Source organism: Kitasatospora sp. GP82, from assembly GCF_029892105.1.
Lineage (GTDB): Bacteria > Actinomycetota > Actinomycetes > Streptomycetales > Streptomycetaceae > Kitasatospora.
Genome location: NZ_JARZAJ010000018.1, coordinates 119066 through 133937 on the forward strand (window position 1 = coordinate 119066; position 14872 = coordinate 133937).

The window sequence follows — 14872 nt, forward strand, 5'->3', positions numbered from 1 at the left end:
CAATCAACAGCGTGCGCGACCAGCCGTGCGCCGCCTCAGCGGAAACTGCGCGCCAACCATGCACTACCTCAGGGTCGCGGGGCCCCGAGGGGCACGCGTGCCCCTGAGGCTCAGCGAACGAGGGCGCCCCCACTGTGACTTCACGTCACGGCGGGGGCGCCCTCGAAGGTGCTACTGCGGTACTGCTTAGTTGTCGCCGTCCTCGTCGATGAGGAAGCCGCGCATCGGGGCCGGAGCCTGCTGCATCGGCTGCGGCGGCTGCGGGCGGACCGCGGCCATCGGCTGGGTCATCCCGGCAGGAGCCATCTGCGCGGAGCCGGTCGGGCCGTTCGCCTGTCCACCGAAGGAGGGCTGGCTGCCGCTGCCGCCACCGAAGGAGTTCTGACCGCCGAAGGACTGGCCGTTACCACCGAAGGAGGGCTGGCTGCCGAAGCTCGGCGAGGCGCTGCTCATCGCGGAGGCACCGGCCGGAGCCATCGACGACGCGGCCGGCGGCAGCGAGGCGGTGGCGGGGATCCGCGGCGGGGCGAGCGAGTCGTCCGCCTGCGACTCCAGCTGACGCAGCTGGGTCTCCAGGTAGGACTTCAGGCGGGTGCGGTACTCGCGCTCGAAGGCACGCAGGTCCTCGACCTTGCGCTCCAGCGTCGCGCGGGCGGACTCCAGCGAGCCCATCGCCACGCGGTGCTTCTCCTGCGCGTCCCGCTCCAGCGCGTCGGCCTTGGCGCGGGCGTCCCGCTCCAGACCCTCGGCGCGGCTGCGGGCCTCACCGACGATCTTGTTGGCCTCGGAACGCGCCTCGGAGATCGCCTGGTCGGCGGTCTGCTGAGCGAGCGCGAGCACGCGAGCGGCACTGTCGCCACCGGGGCCCTGCTGCTGACCCATCGGGCCGCCCATCGGGCCGCCACCGAGCTGCTGCTGGCCCATCGGGGCGCCCATCGGCGCCAGCTGCTGCTGGCCGCCCATGGTCTGACCCATCTGCTGCTGCGGGCCACCCAGCTGGGGCTGACCGCCCAGCTGCGGCTGGCCGCCGAGCTGCTGGCCACCGAGCTGCTGCTGACCCATCGGGCCACCCAGCGGCTGGAGCATCTGACCGCCCATCGGCTGCACCAGCTGCTGCTGGCCGCCCATGGTCTGCCCCATCTGCTGCTGGCCCATCGGGGCGCCCTGACCGGCCGGAAGCTGCGGAGCACCGGACGGCAGGCCGAGCGGCTGGTTGCCCATCTGCTGCTGCTGGCCACCCATCTGCTGCTGGCCGCCCATCGGCTGGCCACCCATCTGGGGGCCGCCGTTCTGCTGGCCAGGAATCGGCGGTCCGGATATGGCGGCGGGCACGGGTGCGCCCGGACGGGCGTCCTGCGGCTGCTGCTCCTTGCGCATGTTCGCCTGGTTCTGCGCGGCGGCCCGAGTGGCGGCGGCCAGCTTGGCGCGCAGGTCCTCGTTCTCGCGGAGCAGGCGCGTCAGCTCGGCTTCGACCTCGTCGAGGAAGGCATCGACCTCGTCCTCGTCATAGCCTTCACGCAGCCGGACGGTCGTGAACTGCTTGTTCCGAACGTCCTCGGGGGTCAATGGCATCTCTTCACCTCAACGTGATCGTCGGCACACCGGCATCCTGTCGCAGCGCTCAAGACGGCAGAGTCAGCACGAGCGATCTCAGGACAAACACAATGATCATCAGTACGAAGAAGGACAGGTCGAGCGCCACGCCCCCGAGACGCAACGGCGGGATGAATCGCCGAAGAAGCTTGAGTGGCGGATCCGTGACAGTGTACGTGGCCTCGAGGACCACGACCATGGCCTTCCCCGGACGCCACGAGCGGGCGAACTGGAAGACCCAGTCCATGACGAGTCGGAAGAGCAGGATCAGCAGGAAGACGGTCAGTGCGTAGTAGAGCACTGCCGACACGATCCCCATCGCGTTTCCCTCTCCCTGGCCGACGTACCGTCAGTCACTCACTGTCGTTGGATCCACACATAAAGTCGTGGCCGGGTCAGCTCTGGTTGAAGAACCCACCCTCGGCGATCCGAGCCTTGTCCTCCGCCGTTACATCGACGTTAGCAGGCGACAGCAGGAACACCTTCTGCGTCACTCGCTCGATACTGCCGTGCAGACCGAAGACGAGTCCAGCCGCGAAGTCTACGAGCCGCTTGGCATCGGTGTCGTCCATCTCGGTCAAATTCATGATCACCGGGGTACCTCCGCGGAACTGCTCGCCGATTGTGCGGGCCTCGTTGTAGGTTCGCGGGTGCAGGGTGGTGATTCGGTACGGCTCTCGTTCGTTGACGACCTTGGGCATGATCACCGGGGCGCTCTTCTCCAGGTTGTGGCGGCGTTCGGGTGTGATGGACGACACGGGCGCCATCCTCGGAACCTCCTGCCGGATCGGCACTGCAGCCGGGACCGGCTGCGGCCCGATGTGCGCGACGGGCGCCGGGGCGGGTACGGCAGCGGCGGGGCGCTGCAGGTCCTCCGTCCGGCCCGTCCTGATCGGCTCGGGGTCCGCGTCGTAGTCGTCGTCGGGGTCGTAACCCTGGCCGTCGTACGTCTCGTCCTCCACGAGGCCGAGGTAGACCGCCATTTTGCGCATTGCGCCGGCCATGCTCCTGTCTCCTCCGCTCTGTGGTGGATCGTCACCTGCGGCCCGAGTCTGACCTGTTGGTTTCCCGGCGGCCGCCGACGCGCCGTCACCTGGACGGCCCGTCAAGTGGTAGGGAGGCGGCTGCGGAGATGCGATCCACGGTTCGCTAGCGCTGTGGAAAAGCTGCTAGGTTTTATGTCCTGTTTTGTCCTGCAGTCTGATCTACTACCCGGTGACGTTACCCGAGCGGTGACCGCACTCCGAGTACCGCCGTACCGACGCGTACATGTGTCGCCCCGGCAGCCACGGCCTGCTCCAAGTCACCGCTCATCCCTGCCGACACCATCGTGGCAGCAGGATGGCTCGCCCGTACACCGCTTGCGATTTCCGCCAGCCTGGCGAAGGCGTCGTCCGGGTTTCCCGCCAGCGGGCCGGTCAGCGGTGCGACAGTCATCACACCGGCCATGCGCAGCCCGGGCGTGTCGGCGATCCGGTCGGCCAGCGCCATGACATCCGCTGGGGCAACCCCGGCCCGGTGCTCACCGTCACCGCTCTCCTTGTCCAGGGCGACCTGCACCAGGCAGTCCAGCGGCACCCGTTCGGACTTGAGCACGGCGGCGGAGAGCGACTCCACCAGGCGCGGCCGGTCCACCGAGTGCACCGCATCGGCGTAACGGACCACCGAACGCACCTTGTTGGTCTGCAGCTGGCCAACGAAGTGCCAGGTCAGCGGCAGTTGGACACAGAGGGTGGCCTTCGGGGCGGCGTCCTGGTCGCGGTTCTCCGCCACGTCGGTGACGCCGAGACCGGCCAGAAGCGCGGTGTCCTCGGCCGGGTAGGTCTTGGTGACCACGATCAGGGTGACGTCCTCGCGCGGGCGCCCGGCCGCCTCGCAGGCGGCGACGATCCGGCGCTCGACGACCTCCAGGTTGGTGCCGAGCTGCTCGTAGCGGGCGCGCTGCTGCTCCGTCAGCCGGGCGAGGAAGTCCGCTCCGCCCGGGAACGGTCCGTAGATGTCATTCGTCATGAGAGTTCAGAGCCCAACCAGACGTAGCTCGCGAGCCGACCGGTGCGCTGCTCGCGGCGATAGGAGAAGTGATCGGCCGACTCAAGGGTGCAGACGGATGATCGCACCACTTCGGTGATCCCGGCCTCGGCGAGCTGCGCCGCGACGCCGCCGGGGACGTCCAGTGCGGGCGTTCCCCAGGACGTCTGCGCGTAGGCGGCGGGCACCAGGGCCGTGACCTCGGCACGCAGTTCGGCCGGCACTTCGTAGCAGCGGCCGCAGACCGCGGGCCCGATGGCGGCGACGATCCGCTCCGGCGAGGCGCCCTGGGCGAGTACGGCCGCCACCAGAGCGGGGACGACCCCGGCGGCCAGTCCCGGGCGGCCCGCATGAGCGGCTCCGACGATCCCGGCGACGGGGTCGGCCAGCAGGACGGGCGTGCAGTCGGCGGTCAGCACCGCCAGGGCGAGCGGCCGGTCGGTGACCACCGCGTCCACCGCCGGGGCCTCGCCCGGCTGCTGGCGCTCCGCCACCACGGCGACCTCGGCGCCGTGCACCTGGTTCATCCAGACCACATCCGCCGGGTCGAGTCCCAGCCCGTGGGCGGCGAGGCAGCGGTTCTCCCGGACGGCGGCCGGGTCGTCCCCGACCGCACCGCCGAGGTTGAGCTCCCCGTACGGCGCGGTGCTCACCCCGCCCCACCGGTCGGTGAAGGCGAAGTGAGCACCGTTCCTTATGCGCTGTTCGATCACTTCAGAAAGTCTGGCACGTCGAGCTCCTCCGCGGGACTCTCGACGAACGGCTGCCGGACCGGCTGGACCTGCGGCGGCACCGGCGGGGCGGTCGTGGTGGTCGGCGCCTCGGACGCCCGGGACTCCTCGCGGGCCGTCACCGAACCGATGTTCCCGTAACTGGGCCGGGTGGTGGGCCGCTCGGGCGCGGCCGGCGGGGTGCTCGGCGTGGTGGCCTTCACCACGGGGTCGCGGACGATGGCCGGCGGCTGACCGCCGTCGAAGCCCGCGGCGATCACGGTGACCCGCACCTCGTCACCGAGCGCGTCGTCGATGACCGCACCGAAGATGATGTTGGCCTCGGGGTGGGCCGCCTCGCTGACCAGCTGGGCCGCCTCGTTGATCTCGAACAGGCCGAGGTCGGAGCCACCGGAGATGGAGAGCAGGACGCCCCTCGCGCCGTCGATGGACGCCTCCAGCAACGGCGAGGAGATCGCCATCACGGCGGCGGCCTTGGCGCGGTCCTCGCCCCGGGCCGAGCCGATACCCATCAGGGCCGAACCCGCGTCCGACATGACCGACTTGACGTCGGCGAAGTCGAGGTTGATCAGGCCGGGGGTGGTGATCAGGTCGGTGATGCCCTGGACACCGGAGAGCAGTACCTGGTCGGCGGAGCGGAACGCGTCCAGCACGCTGACCTGGCGGTCGGAGATGGAGAGCAGCCGGTCGTTCGGGATGACGATCAGGGTGTCGACCTGCTCGCGCAGGGACGCGATGCCGTCCTCGGCCTGGTTGGCGCGGCGGCGGCCCTCGAAGGTGAAGGGGCGGGTGACCACACCGATGGTCAGTGCGCCGAGCGAGCGGGCGATATTGGCCACGACGGGCGCGCCGCCGGTTCCGGTGCCGCCGCCCTCGCCGGCGGTGACGAAGACCATGTCGGCCCCCTTGAGGACCTCCTCGATCTCCTCGCGGTGGTCCTCGGCGGCCTTCCGGCCGACCTCGGGGTTGGCGCCGGCGCCGAGGCCCCGGGTGAGTTCACGGCCCACATCGAGCTTGACGTCGGCGTCGCTCATCAGGAGGGCCTGCGCATCGGTGTTGATCGCGATGAACTCGACGCCCTTGAGACCGACCTCGATCATCCGGTTGATGGCGTTGACACCACCGCCGCCGATACCGACGACCTTGATGACTGCGAGGTAGTTCTGCGGTGCTGCCACGTCGAAGGCCTCTCGCCTCGAATTTCCGGGTCGGCTTCCCCGTGTCGTGAAGGCCGACGGATGTCGATGGGTGGGGAGCAGGGTTTCAGGACTGAATGTCCGAAATGCCGACCACCGACCCGAACCCTAAACTTGAGCTTTAGGGTTATAGCTGTGTCTGCGTCATATCACCGTGGGACACAGCCTGGTGACACAGGACAGTAGGTCGCATCTGGCCCGTGTTCAACGAACACGCCGAGCTTCCCGTTTTTCTTTTGAGCCTATGTGATCATCAACCGCCCGGTGAAACCGGGGTGACCACCAAGGGTCGGCATGGAGCCATGGCTCCGTCAACACCGCCCTCGGGAGGAGAACTTACCGGATCAAGGCGACACAGCCGGGGCGTCCGGCGCACTCACGTCATAATTCGTGCCCCGCTGCCCGAGCAGCGCGGTCAGGACAACGGCCTTGCGCGCAGTGCGTTCCGGACTCCCCCAGTGCACCGTCGCACCCCCGCTGAGCTGCAGTCGAATGTCGTCGTACGAGTGAACCTGGAGTACGCCCGCACGCTTCGCCACCTCGGGAGGCAGCCCTGCGGCCACCGTGACCGCCGCCCGCAGCAGGGTCGGCCTGTCCATCACCGTCAGGGCGTCATTTCCCTGTTGACTGAGCGCTAGCTCCACCACCGGAACCCCCGCCGGGGCGGCCGGCTCGGTGGCGAAGCTCACGCCACCGGCGTCCACCTGCGAGAACGTGCCGTCCTGGTTCTTCAGGGCGGCGACCGGCTTGCGTTCGACCAGCTTGACCTGGAGGGTGTGCGGCCAGCCGCGCCAGATCTCGGCCTTGGCCACCAGGGGGATGCCCTCCACCCGGTGCTCGGCCTCGGTCAGGTCGACCCGGGCCAGCGGCCCGTGCTGGAGGCTGCCGAGCGCCTCGCGCACCTGGCCGTCCGTCAGCTTTCCGCTCTCCAGGCCCTGGACGGCGACACTGCGCACGTCCAGGGCGGAGGAGAAGTAGACCAGCCAGCAGAGCGCGCCGAGAACCAGCGCGCCCAAGGCACTCAGCACCACGATCCCGCGCCGGGAGAGCCGGAGCCTGGGTACGGACTCCGGTTCCTCCACCAGCGGGTCGTGGACCGAGGCATCAGCCACGACGACGGCCGCTCCTGGCTGCCTCGATCGCCTCGTAGACCATCCCCACCAGCAATTCGTCCGCGTCCCGGCGGCCGAACTCGGCGGCGGCGCGGCTCATGTCCCAGAGCCTGCGCGGGTCGGTGAGCACCGGCAGGACGTTCTGCAGCACCCAGTCCGGGGTCAGCTCGGCGTCGTCCACCAGCAGACCGCCACCGGCCTTGACCATCGGCTGGGCGTTCAGCCGCTGCTCGCCGTTGCCGATCGGCAGCGGCACGAAGGCGGCGGGCAGCCCGACGGCGGCCAGCTCGGCCACGGTCATGGCACCGGCCCGGCAGAGCATCAGGTCGGCGGCGGCGTACGCGAGGTCCATCCGGTCCACGTACGGCACGGCCCGGTACGGCGGCATCCCCGGGATGTCGTCGATCACCGGCAGCTCGTTCTTCGGGCCGACCGCGTGCAGGATCTGCACACCGTACTGCTGCAGGCGCGGGGCGATGGCCTGGACGGTCTCGTTCAGGCGGCGGGCGCCCTGCGAGCCGCCGGAGACCAGCAGGGTGGGCAGGCGCTGGTCGAGGCCGAAGTAGTGCCGGGCCTCGGGGCGCACCGCGTTGCGGTCCAGGGTGGCGATGGTGCGGCGCAGCGGAATTCCGATGTACCGGGAGTCGCGCAGCTTGGAGTCGGGGGTGGAGACCGCGACGAAGTCCGTGTAGCGGGCGCCGATCTTGTTGGCCAGCCCCGGGCGCGCATTGGCCTCGTGCACCACGATCGGCACACCGGCGCGTTTGGCGGCCAGGTAGGCGGGCATGGCGACATAGCCACCGAATCCGACCACCGCATCGGCCTTGACCCGCTCGATGATGTCCTGGGCGGCACGGACGGTGCCGCGCAGCCGGCCGGGGACGGTGATCAGCTCGGGGGTTGGCTTACGTGGCAGTGGGACGGCCGGGATCAGCGCCAGCTCGTAGCCGCGCTCGGGGACCAGCCGGGTCTCCAGGCCGCGCTCGGTGCCCAGGGCGGTGATCCCGCAGCTCGGGTCGTGCCTGCGGAGGGCGTCCGCGAGGGCGAGGGCCGGCTCGATGTGACCGGCGGTCCCGCCGCCGGCGAGTACGACATGCACCGAAATTCACCGCTCCCTGCGCGCCGGCCGGGGAGCAGGTCGCGCTGTGGTTCGTCGTCGTGGCAGCACCCGGGCCAGGAGTCCCCTGGATCGGGAGTTCTTGCTCCGGGCGGCCAGGGCCGCCTTCGCCCCCGGGCTGTTGCGTGCGAAGCACAGCAGCACCCCGATGGCGCACATGGCCGACAGCATGGCGGAGCCGCCGTAGGAGAACAGCGGGAGCGGGACGCCCGCGATGGGCAGGAGTCCCAGCGCCGACCCCAGGTTGATCATGGCCTGCGCCATGATCCACGTGGTGGCGGCACCCGCCGCGTACCTGACGAAGGGATCCTTCGTGCCGATGGCCACACGGATACCCGCATACCCTAGTGCCGCGAAGAGACCGAGTACTGACAGCGTCCCCACCAGACCGAGTTCCTCGCCGGTCGCGGCGAAGATGAAGTCGGTGTGGGCCTCCGGCAGTTGGCCCCATTTCTCCACTCCGGCACCCAGTCCGGATCCGAACGGGCCACCGGCCGCGAAAGCGTAGAGTCCGTGCAGCGCCTGGTAGCAGTCCACGTTGGGCCCCGCGCTGGTGACGCCGACACAGGCCAGCCGGTCGAGCCGGTGCGGGACGGTGATGACCAGGGCGGTGCAGGCGACCGCGGCGATGCCGAGGGTCGCGCCGAACAGCCGCAGCGGAGCGCCGACCATCCAGAGCAGGCCGAAGAGCATCGCGATCAGGATCATCGTGGTGCCCATGTCGCCGCCGAGCATGATCAGCAGCATCAGCAGCACGGTCCCGGGGACCAGCGGCACCAGCAGGTGCTTCCACTGGTCCAGCAGTCTGCCCTTCTGCTTGCGGGCGAGCAGGTCGGCGCCCCAGAGCAGCAGGGCCAGCTTGGCGAACTCGGAGGGCTGGACCTGGAAGAAGCCCAGGTTGATCCAGTTCCGGTTGCCGTTCACCTCCATGCCGATGCCCGGGATGGCGACCAGTACCAGCGCCCCGATCACGCCCGCAAGCAGCGGGTAGACCAGCGCCCGCTGGATCCGTGGCGGAGTCCGTGCCAGCACGACCATCAGCACCAGGCCGAGCAGGGCGGCGATCAGCTGCTTGCGGAAGAAGAAGGTGATCGGCAGGTGCCGCTGCATCACCAGGATCTGCGAGGACGAGAAGACCATCACCAGGCCGAGCACCAGCAGCAGCAGCGTCGCACCCAGGATCAGGTAGTACGGCGTCAGCGGCCGGTTGAGGGTGTACCTGGCCCGCTCCCTGAAGGCCCGCAGCCGGGCGATCGGCCCGGCCGACTTGAAGGTGGTGGTGGTCGCCGAGATCAGCCGCAGCCTGGAGCCACCGCGCTCGGGTGGGGCGGCTGTGCCCGCCCTTCCCTCACCCGCCACGGCGGCTCCCCCTCACCACTCGGGACGGCGCGCCTCGGGGGTCGTTGCCCGTCCCCCTCGGCTCGCACGTCCTACTTCTTCAGCTCGTGGACGGCAGTGGCGAACAGATCGCCGCGCTCGCCGTAGTTGGTGAACATGTCCATCGAGGCGCAGGCCGGAGCCAGCAGGACGGTGTCACCCGATCGGGCGAGTTTGGCAGCCTCGCGGACCACCTCGGTCATCGCCACCGCGCCAGTGTGGCCCGTGGCCGCCTCGATCACCGGGACATCCGGTGCGTGTCGCGCCAGCGCCTCGCGGATCAGCCCGCGGTCGGCACCGATCAGCACCGCCGCGCGCAGCCGCGTCGAGGCGCCCCGCACCAGTTCGTCGAAGGTCGCGCCCTTGGCCAGGCCGCCCGCGATCCAGACGATCGACTCGTACGCGGCCAGCGAGGCCGCCGCCGCGTGGGTGTTGGTGGCCTTGGAGTCGTCGATGTACCTGACCTCGTCCACGACCGCCACCTCGGCGATCCGGTGGGCGTCCGGGCGGAAGGCCCGCAGGCCGTCCCGGACGGCCTTGGTGTCCACCCCGTAGGCCCGCGCCAGCGCCGCCGCCGCCAGGGCGTTGGCGATATTGTGCGGGGCCGGCGGGTTCACGTCCTCGATCGAGCCGATCTCGGCGGCACTCGTCTGCCGGTCCGGGACGAAGGCCCGGTCCACCAGCAGGCCGTCCACCACGCCGAACTGCGAGAGCCCGGGCGCACCGAGGCCGAAGCCGATCGCCCGGCAGCCCTCCTCGACGTCCGCCTCGCGGACCAGGTCCTCGGTGGCGGGATCGGCGAGGTTGTAGACGCAGGCGACCTGGTTGCCCTGGTAGATCCGGCCCTTGTCGGCGGCGTACGCCTCCATCGAGCCGTGCCAGTCCAGATGGTCGGGCGCCAGGTTGAGCACCACGGCCGAGTGCGGGCGCAGGCTCGGCGCCCAGTGCAGCTGGTAGCTGGAGAGTTCGACGGCCAGGACGTCGTACGGCTCCTCGGCGAGCACCGCGTCCAGCACCGAGACGCCGACGTTGCCGACGGCGGCGGTGCGCAGTCCGGCCGCCGTCAGGATCGAGGCGAGCATCTGGACGGTGGTGGTCTTGCCGTTGGTGCCGGTGACGGCCAGCCAGGGCGCGGGCGCACCGGTGCCCGGCAGGGGCCTGCGCAGCCGCCAGGCCAGTTCGACATCGCCCCAGACCTCGACACCGGCCTCGGCGGCGGCCTGGAACAGCGGGCTGTTCGGCGGCCAGCCGGGCGAGGTGACGATCAGCCGGGTGCCCTCGGGAAGGCTGTCCGCGTCGCCCAGGCGGACCTGGACGCCCAGCTGCGCGAGGTCGGCGGCACGGGAGCGCAGGCCCTCGCTGTCACCGCCGTCCACCACGGTGACCTCGGCACCGAGGCCGCGCAGCACCCTGGCCGCGCTGATTCCGGAGACGCCCAGACCGGCGACGGCGACGTGCAGCCGGTCCCAGACGATCTCGGTCATCCGGTCACCCACCCCGCGTAGAAGAGGCCGAGGCCCACGGCGACGCAGAGGCCCTGGATGATCCAGAAGCGGACCACGATCAGCACCTCGCTCCAGCCCTTGAGCTCGAAGTGGTGCTGCAGCGGCGCCATCTTGAAGACACGCTTGCCGGTCATCCGGAAGGAGCCGACCTGGATGATCACCGACAGGGTGATGATCACGAAGAGGCCGCCGAGCAGCGCCAGCAGCATCTCGGTACGAGAGCAGATCGCCAGACCGGCCAGCGCGCCGCCGAGGGCCAGCGAGCCGGTGTCACCCATGAAGATCTTGGCGGGCGAGGTGTTCCACCACAGGAAGCCGAAGCAGGAACCCATCAGGGCGGCGGCCACCACGGCGAGGTCCAGCGGGTCGCGGACGTCGTAGCAGTTGGCGGTGGCGGTGATCATCGAGGCGCAGCTCTGGCCGTACTGCCAGACACCGATGAAGGTGTAGGCGCCGAAGACCATCACCGAGGCACCGGTGGCCAGGCCGTCCAGACCGTCCGTCAGGTTCACGCCGTTGGACATCGCGGCGATCATGAAATAGGCCCAGATGACGAACAGCACCGGGCCGACCGACCAGCTGAAGTCCTTGACGAAGGACAGGTGGGTCGAGGCCGGGGTGAGCCCCCGGTCGTCGTGGAACTGGAGCGCCAGGATCGCGAAGGCGAGGCCCACGAAGGACTGGCCGAGCAGCTTCGCCTTGGCCCGCAGACCCAGCGAACGGCGCTTGACCACCTTGATGTAGTCGTCCAGGAAGCCGACCAGGCCCAGACCCGTCGTCAGGAACAGCACCAACAGGCCGGAGGCGGTGGGCTTCTCGCCCGTTATCACCTTGGTGGCGAAGTAGGCGATCAGGGTCGCCAGGATGAAGGCGATACCACCCATGGTGGGCGTACCGCGCTTGCTGTGGTGGGCCTTGGGGCCGTCGTCACGGATGTACTGCCCGTAGCCGTGCCTGGCCAGCAGCTTGATCAGCGCCGGGGTGCCGAGCAGGGACAGGACCAGCCCGATCATGCCCGAGAACAGGATCTGCTTCACCGGGCAGCACCGTCCACGAGCAGGGCCTCGGCGACCTTCTCCAACCCCACCGAACGGGAGGCCTTCACCAGCACCACGTCCCCTGGTTGCAGCCCCGCCCGCAGCAGCTCGATCGCCGCGTCCGCGTCGGACACCAGCACCGACTCCTCACCCCACGAACCTTCGTTCCTCGCGCCGAGTTCCATACAGGCCGCGTCGCGTCCGCCGACCGCCACCAGCTTGGTGACGTCCAGTCGGACCGCGAGCCGCCCGATGGCGTCATGCTCGTCGAGGCTGTCCTCGCCGAGCTCCCGCATCTCGCCGAGCACCGCCCAGGTGCGGCGGCGCTCCGGGCCCCGGCCCCCCATCGACACCAGAGCCCGCAGCGCGGCCCTCATGGACTCGGGGTTCGCGTTGTAGGCGTCGTTGACGACGGTGACTCCGTCGGCCCGGTCGACGACCTCCATGCGCCAGCGGGACAGCGCACCCGCCTCGCCCAGGGCGGCGGCGGTGTCGTCGACGGACATACCGAGCGCCACCGCCACCGCAGCGGCGGCGAGGGCGTTCGAGACGTGGTGTTCACCGTACAGGCGCAGCTGTACCGGTGCGGAACCGGCCGGGGTGATCAGCGTGAACGATGGCCGACCGGTAGCGTCCAGACGAACATCCGCCGCCCGCACATCGGCCTGCGGGTGCTCGCCGAAGAGCAGCACCCTGGCCTTGGTCCGCTCGGCCATCGGCCGCACCAGCGGGTCGTCGGCGTTGAGCACGGCGACGCCCTCGGTGCTGAGTGCCTCCACCAACTCGCCCTTGGCCTCGGCGATCGCGGCCTTGGAGCCGAACTCGCCCAGGTGCGCGGTGCCGATGTTGAGCACCACGCCGACGTGCGGCGGGACGATCCCGGTCAGGTAGCCGATGTGGCCCTTGCCGCGGGCGCCCATCTCCAGCACCAGGTGCCGGGTGGAGTCCTCGACCCGCAGCGCGGTCAGCGGCATGCCGATCTCGTTGTTGAACGATCCCGGAGGGAAGACCGTCTCGCCCCGGCGCTGGAGCACCTGGGCGATCAGGTCCTTGGTGCTGGTCTTGCCGGCCGAGCCGGTGACCGCCACCACCTCGGTGCCGCTCGCCCGGTCCACCACGGCGCGGGCGAGGCGGCCGAGCGCCATGACCACGTCCTCCACCAGCACGGCGGGCACGCCGACCGGACGGGTCGCCAGCACCGCGACGGCCCCGGCCGCCACGGCCCGGTCGGCGAAGTCGTGGCCGTCCACGCGCTCGCCGACGACGGCCGCGAACAGGCCGCCGGGGCGCAGCTGCCGGGAGTCCACTTCCACCGGGCCAGTCACCAGGGTCTGGGGGTCGGCGCCGTCCAGGGTGCCGCCGACGGCGGCTGCGACCTCGGCAAGGGTCAGTGCGATCACTGCTGCTCCACTCCACGGCCGCCCTGGGTCCCCGCGGGGTCCTCGGCGGCCTGGCTGTGTTCGGCGTGGCTGTGCGCGATGGCCTCGCGCAGCACCTCGCGGTCGTCGAAGGGGCGGATGTCGTCCCGTACGTACTGGCCCAGTTCGTGGCCCTTGCCGGCCACCAGGACGGTGTCCCCGGCGTGGGCGCGGGCGATGGCCTCGGCGATGGCCTCGGCCCGGTCGGGGACGACCAGGACCTCGCCGCGCTCGGCCTCGGGCACGCCCGCGGCACCGCTCAGCATGGTCGCAAGGATCGCCAACGGGTCCTCCGAGCGCGGGTTGTCGCTGGTCAGGACGGCGGTGTCGGCGATCCGGGCGGCGATGGCGCCCATCGGGCCGCGCTTGTGCGGGTCGCGGTCACCGCCACAGCCGACCACCACGTGGAGCCTGCCCTTGGTGACCTCGCGCAGCGAGGTCAGTACGGCCTGAAGGGCGTCCGGCTTGTGCGCGTAGTCGACCACGGCGACGTACGACTGGCCGACGTCGACGCGCTCAAGTCGTCCTGGCACGCCGCTGATCGAGGCGACCCCGGCGACCGCCGCCTCCAGCGGCACCCCGGCGGTGACCAGCGCGGCGATGGCTCCGAGCGCGTTGGCGACGTTGAAGGGGCCGGGCAGCGGCACGGCTGCGTCGGCGGCCGCCCCGCCAGGACCGAGCACCCGGAAGGTCGAGCCCACCGGGCCGAGCTGGACGTCCACGGCACGCCAGTCGGCGGCCTCGTCGCCCTTGGCGGAGAAGGTGGTGACCGGGATCGGCGCCTCGGCTGCCAGTCGGCGGCCGTACTGGTCGTCCAGGTTGGCCACGCCGCGGCGGGCCTTGTCCGGCTGGAAGAGCCGGGCCTTGGCCCGGTAGTAGTCCTCCATGTCCGGGTGGAAGTCCAGGTGTTCGGGCGTCAGGTTGTTGAACAGGGCGACGTCGTAGACGACCCCGTCCACCCGGCCGTAGACCAGGGCGTGGCTGGAGACCTCCATGACCACCGCGTCGGCGCCGCGCTCGCGCATCACGGCGAGAATGGCGTGCAGGTCGGTGGCCTCGGGGGTGGTGCGCTCGCTCTTGATGCGCTCGTCTCCGACCCGCATCTCCACGGTGCCGATCACCCCGGGCACCAGGTCGGCGCCGCGCAGGCCGCCCTCGACCAGGTACGAGGTGGTGGTCTTGCCGTTGGTACCGGTCAGGCCGATGGTCAGCAGCTGCTCGCTGGGGCGGCCGTAGATCGCGGCGGCCAGCAGGCCCATGGCGGCCCGCGGGCTGTCCACGACCAGCAGCGGCGCGCCTGCGGCGGCGGCCAGCTCGGCCCCGGCCGGGTCGGTGAGCACGGCGACGGCTCCGGCGGCCACCGCCTGGGCGGCGAAGGCCGCACCGTGGTGGTTGGCGCCGGGGAAGGCCACGTACACGTCTCCGGGGCGCACCGCGCGGGAGTCGTGGGTGATGCCGGTGACCTGCGCGCCCTCGACGGGCTCCAGGCCCAGCAGTCGGGCGACCTCGGCGAGCGGGGTCACCGCCGGGCTGGTCGGGCGGGGCGGGGTCGCGTTGGTTTGATCGGGTTTCGGCACGGCGGGAAGGCTATCTGCCGATGGGCCCCCAGAGCCAAACCGGGCACCTCCCTCATTTTTTCCCGACCCGCCTCCGGGCGCTTCGAGCCGCTCCCGACACTCCTCGCTGCCGCGCTCCCGCGTACCTCGGCCGCTTCCTCGCTCGTCGCTTTCGGCACCGGCGCGCCCTTCGGCTCGCCGA

Annotated in this window: 13 protein-coding genes; all 13 read right to left on the reverse strand. The window is 70.7% G+C overall.

All coding sequences use genetic code 11. The annotated features are described in order from the left end of the window. Positions 1-186: 186 nt before the first annotated feature. The 13 genes from P3T39_RS20680 to P3T39_RS20740 all read right to left on the reverse strand — a co-directional run bounded on the left by P3T39_RS20680 (position 187) and on the right by P3T39_RS20740 (position 14691). Positions 187-1572, reverse strand: coding sequence for a DivIVA domain-containing protein (locus P3T39_RS20680; RefSeq protein ID WP_280699925.1), 1386 nt, complete (start codon positions 1570-1572; stop codon positions 187-189). Between the two features lie 49 nt (positions 1573-1621). Then, positions 1622-1912, reverse strand: a complete 291-nt coding sequence (locus P3T39_RS20685; protein WP_280699927.1) for a YggT family protein — start codon at positions 1910-1912, stop codon at positions 1622-1624. Between the two features lie 76 nt (positions 1913-1988). After that, complete coding sequence (sepF, locus tag P3T39_RS20690; RefSeq protein WP_280699929.1) at positions 1989-2597, reverse strand: cell division protein SepF; 609 nt, start codon at positions 2595-2597, stop codon at positions 1989-1991. Positions 2598-2814: 217 nt separating this feature from the next. Then, on the reverse strand, positions 2815-3603 hold the full coding sequence (locus P3T39_RS20695; RefSeq protein WP_280699931.1) for a YggS family pyridoxal phosphate-dependent enzyme: 789 nt from the start codon (positions 3601-3603) through the stop codon (positions 2815-2817). Beyond that, positions 3600-4334: a peptidoglycan editing factor PgeF gene (gene pgeF, locus P3T39_RS20700; protein ID WP_280699933.1), complete on the reverse strand. Its 735-nt coding sequence runs from the start codon at positions 4332-4334 to the stop codon at positions 3600-3602. Before pgeF ends, P3T39_RS20695 begins: the two co-directional genes overlap by 4 nt. After that, the gene (gene ftsZ, locus P3T39_RS20705) at positions 4331-5530 is read right to left on the reverse strand and encodes a cell division protein FtsZ (RefSeq protein WP_280699935.1); all 1200 of its coding nucleotides are present in this window, start codon (positions 5528-5530) and stop codon (positions 4331-4333) included. The genes pgeF and ftsZ overlap by 4 nt, the downstream gene beginning before the upstream one ends. A 362-nt stretch (positions 5531-5892) precedes the next feature. Continuing rightward, the gene (locus P3T39_RS20710; RefSeq protein WP_280699937.1) at positions 5893-6660 is read right to left on the reverse strand and encodes an FtsQ-type POTRA domain-containing protein; all 768 of its coding nucleotides are present in this window, start codon (positions 6658-6660) and stop codon (positions 5893-5895) included. Continuing rightward, positions 6653-7759, reverse strand: coding sequence for an undecaprenyldiphospho-muramoylpentapeptide beta-N-acetylglucosaminyltransferase (gene murG, locus P3T39_RS20715; protein ID WP_280699939.1), 1107 nt, complete (start codon positions 7757-7759; stop codon positions 6653-6655). Before murG ends, P3T39_RS20710 begins: the two co-directional genes overlap by 8 nt. Positions 7760-7765: 6 nt before the next feature. Continuing rightward, positions 7766-9031, reverse strand: a complete 1266-nt coding sequence (gene ftsW, locus P3T39_RS20720) for a putative lipid II flippase FtsW (RefSeq protein WP_280700009.1) — start codon at positions 9029-9031, stop codon at positions 7766-7768. Between the two features lie 176 nt (positions 9032-9207). Continuing rightward, positions 9208-10638: a UDP-N-acetylmuramoyl-L-alanine--D-glutamate ligase gene (gene murD, locus P3T39_RS20725; protein ID WP_280699941.1), complete on the reverse strand. Its 1431-nt coding sequence runs from the start codon at positions 10636-10638 to the stop codon at positions 9208-9210. Continuing rightward, positions 10635-11696, reverse strand: coding sequence for a phospho-N-acetylmuramoyl-pentapeptide-transferase (mraY, locus tag P3T39_RS20730; protein ID WP_280699943.1), 1062 nt, complete (start codon positions 11694-11696; stop codon positions 10635-10637). The genes murD and mraY overlap by 4 nt, the downstream gene beginning before the upstream one ends. Continuing rightward, positions 11693-13096: a UDP-N-acetylmuramoyl-tripeptide--D-alanyl-D-alanine ligase gene (gene murF / locus P3T39_RS20735; protein WP_280699945.1), complete on the reverse strand. Its 1404-nt coding sequence runs from the start codon at positions 13094-13096 to the stop codon at positions 11693-11695. Before murF ends, mraY begins: the two co-directional genes overlap by 4 nt. Beyond that, positions 13093-14691, reverse strand: a complete 1599-nt coding sequence (locus tag P3T39_RS20740) for a UDP-N-acetylmuramoyl-L-alanyl-D-glutamate--2,6-diaminopimelate ligase (RefSeq protein ID WP_280699948.1) — start codon at positions 14689-14691, stop codon at positions 13093-13095. The genes murF and P3T39_RS20740 overlap by 4 nt, the downstream gene beginning before the upstream one ends. Positions 14692-14872 lie beyond the last annotated feature (181 nt).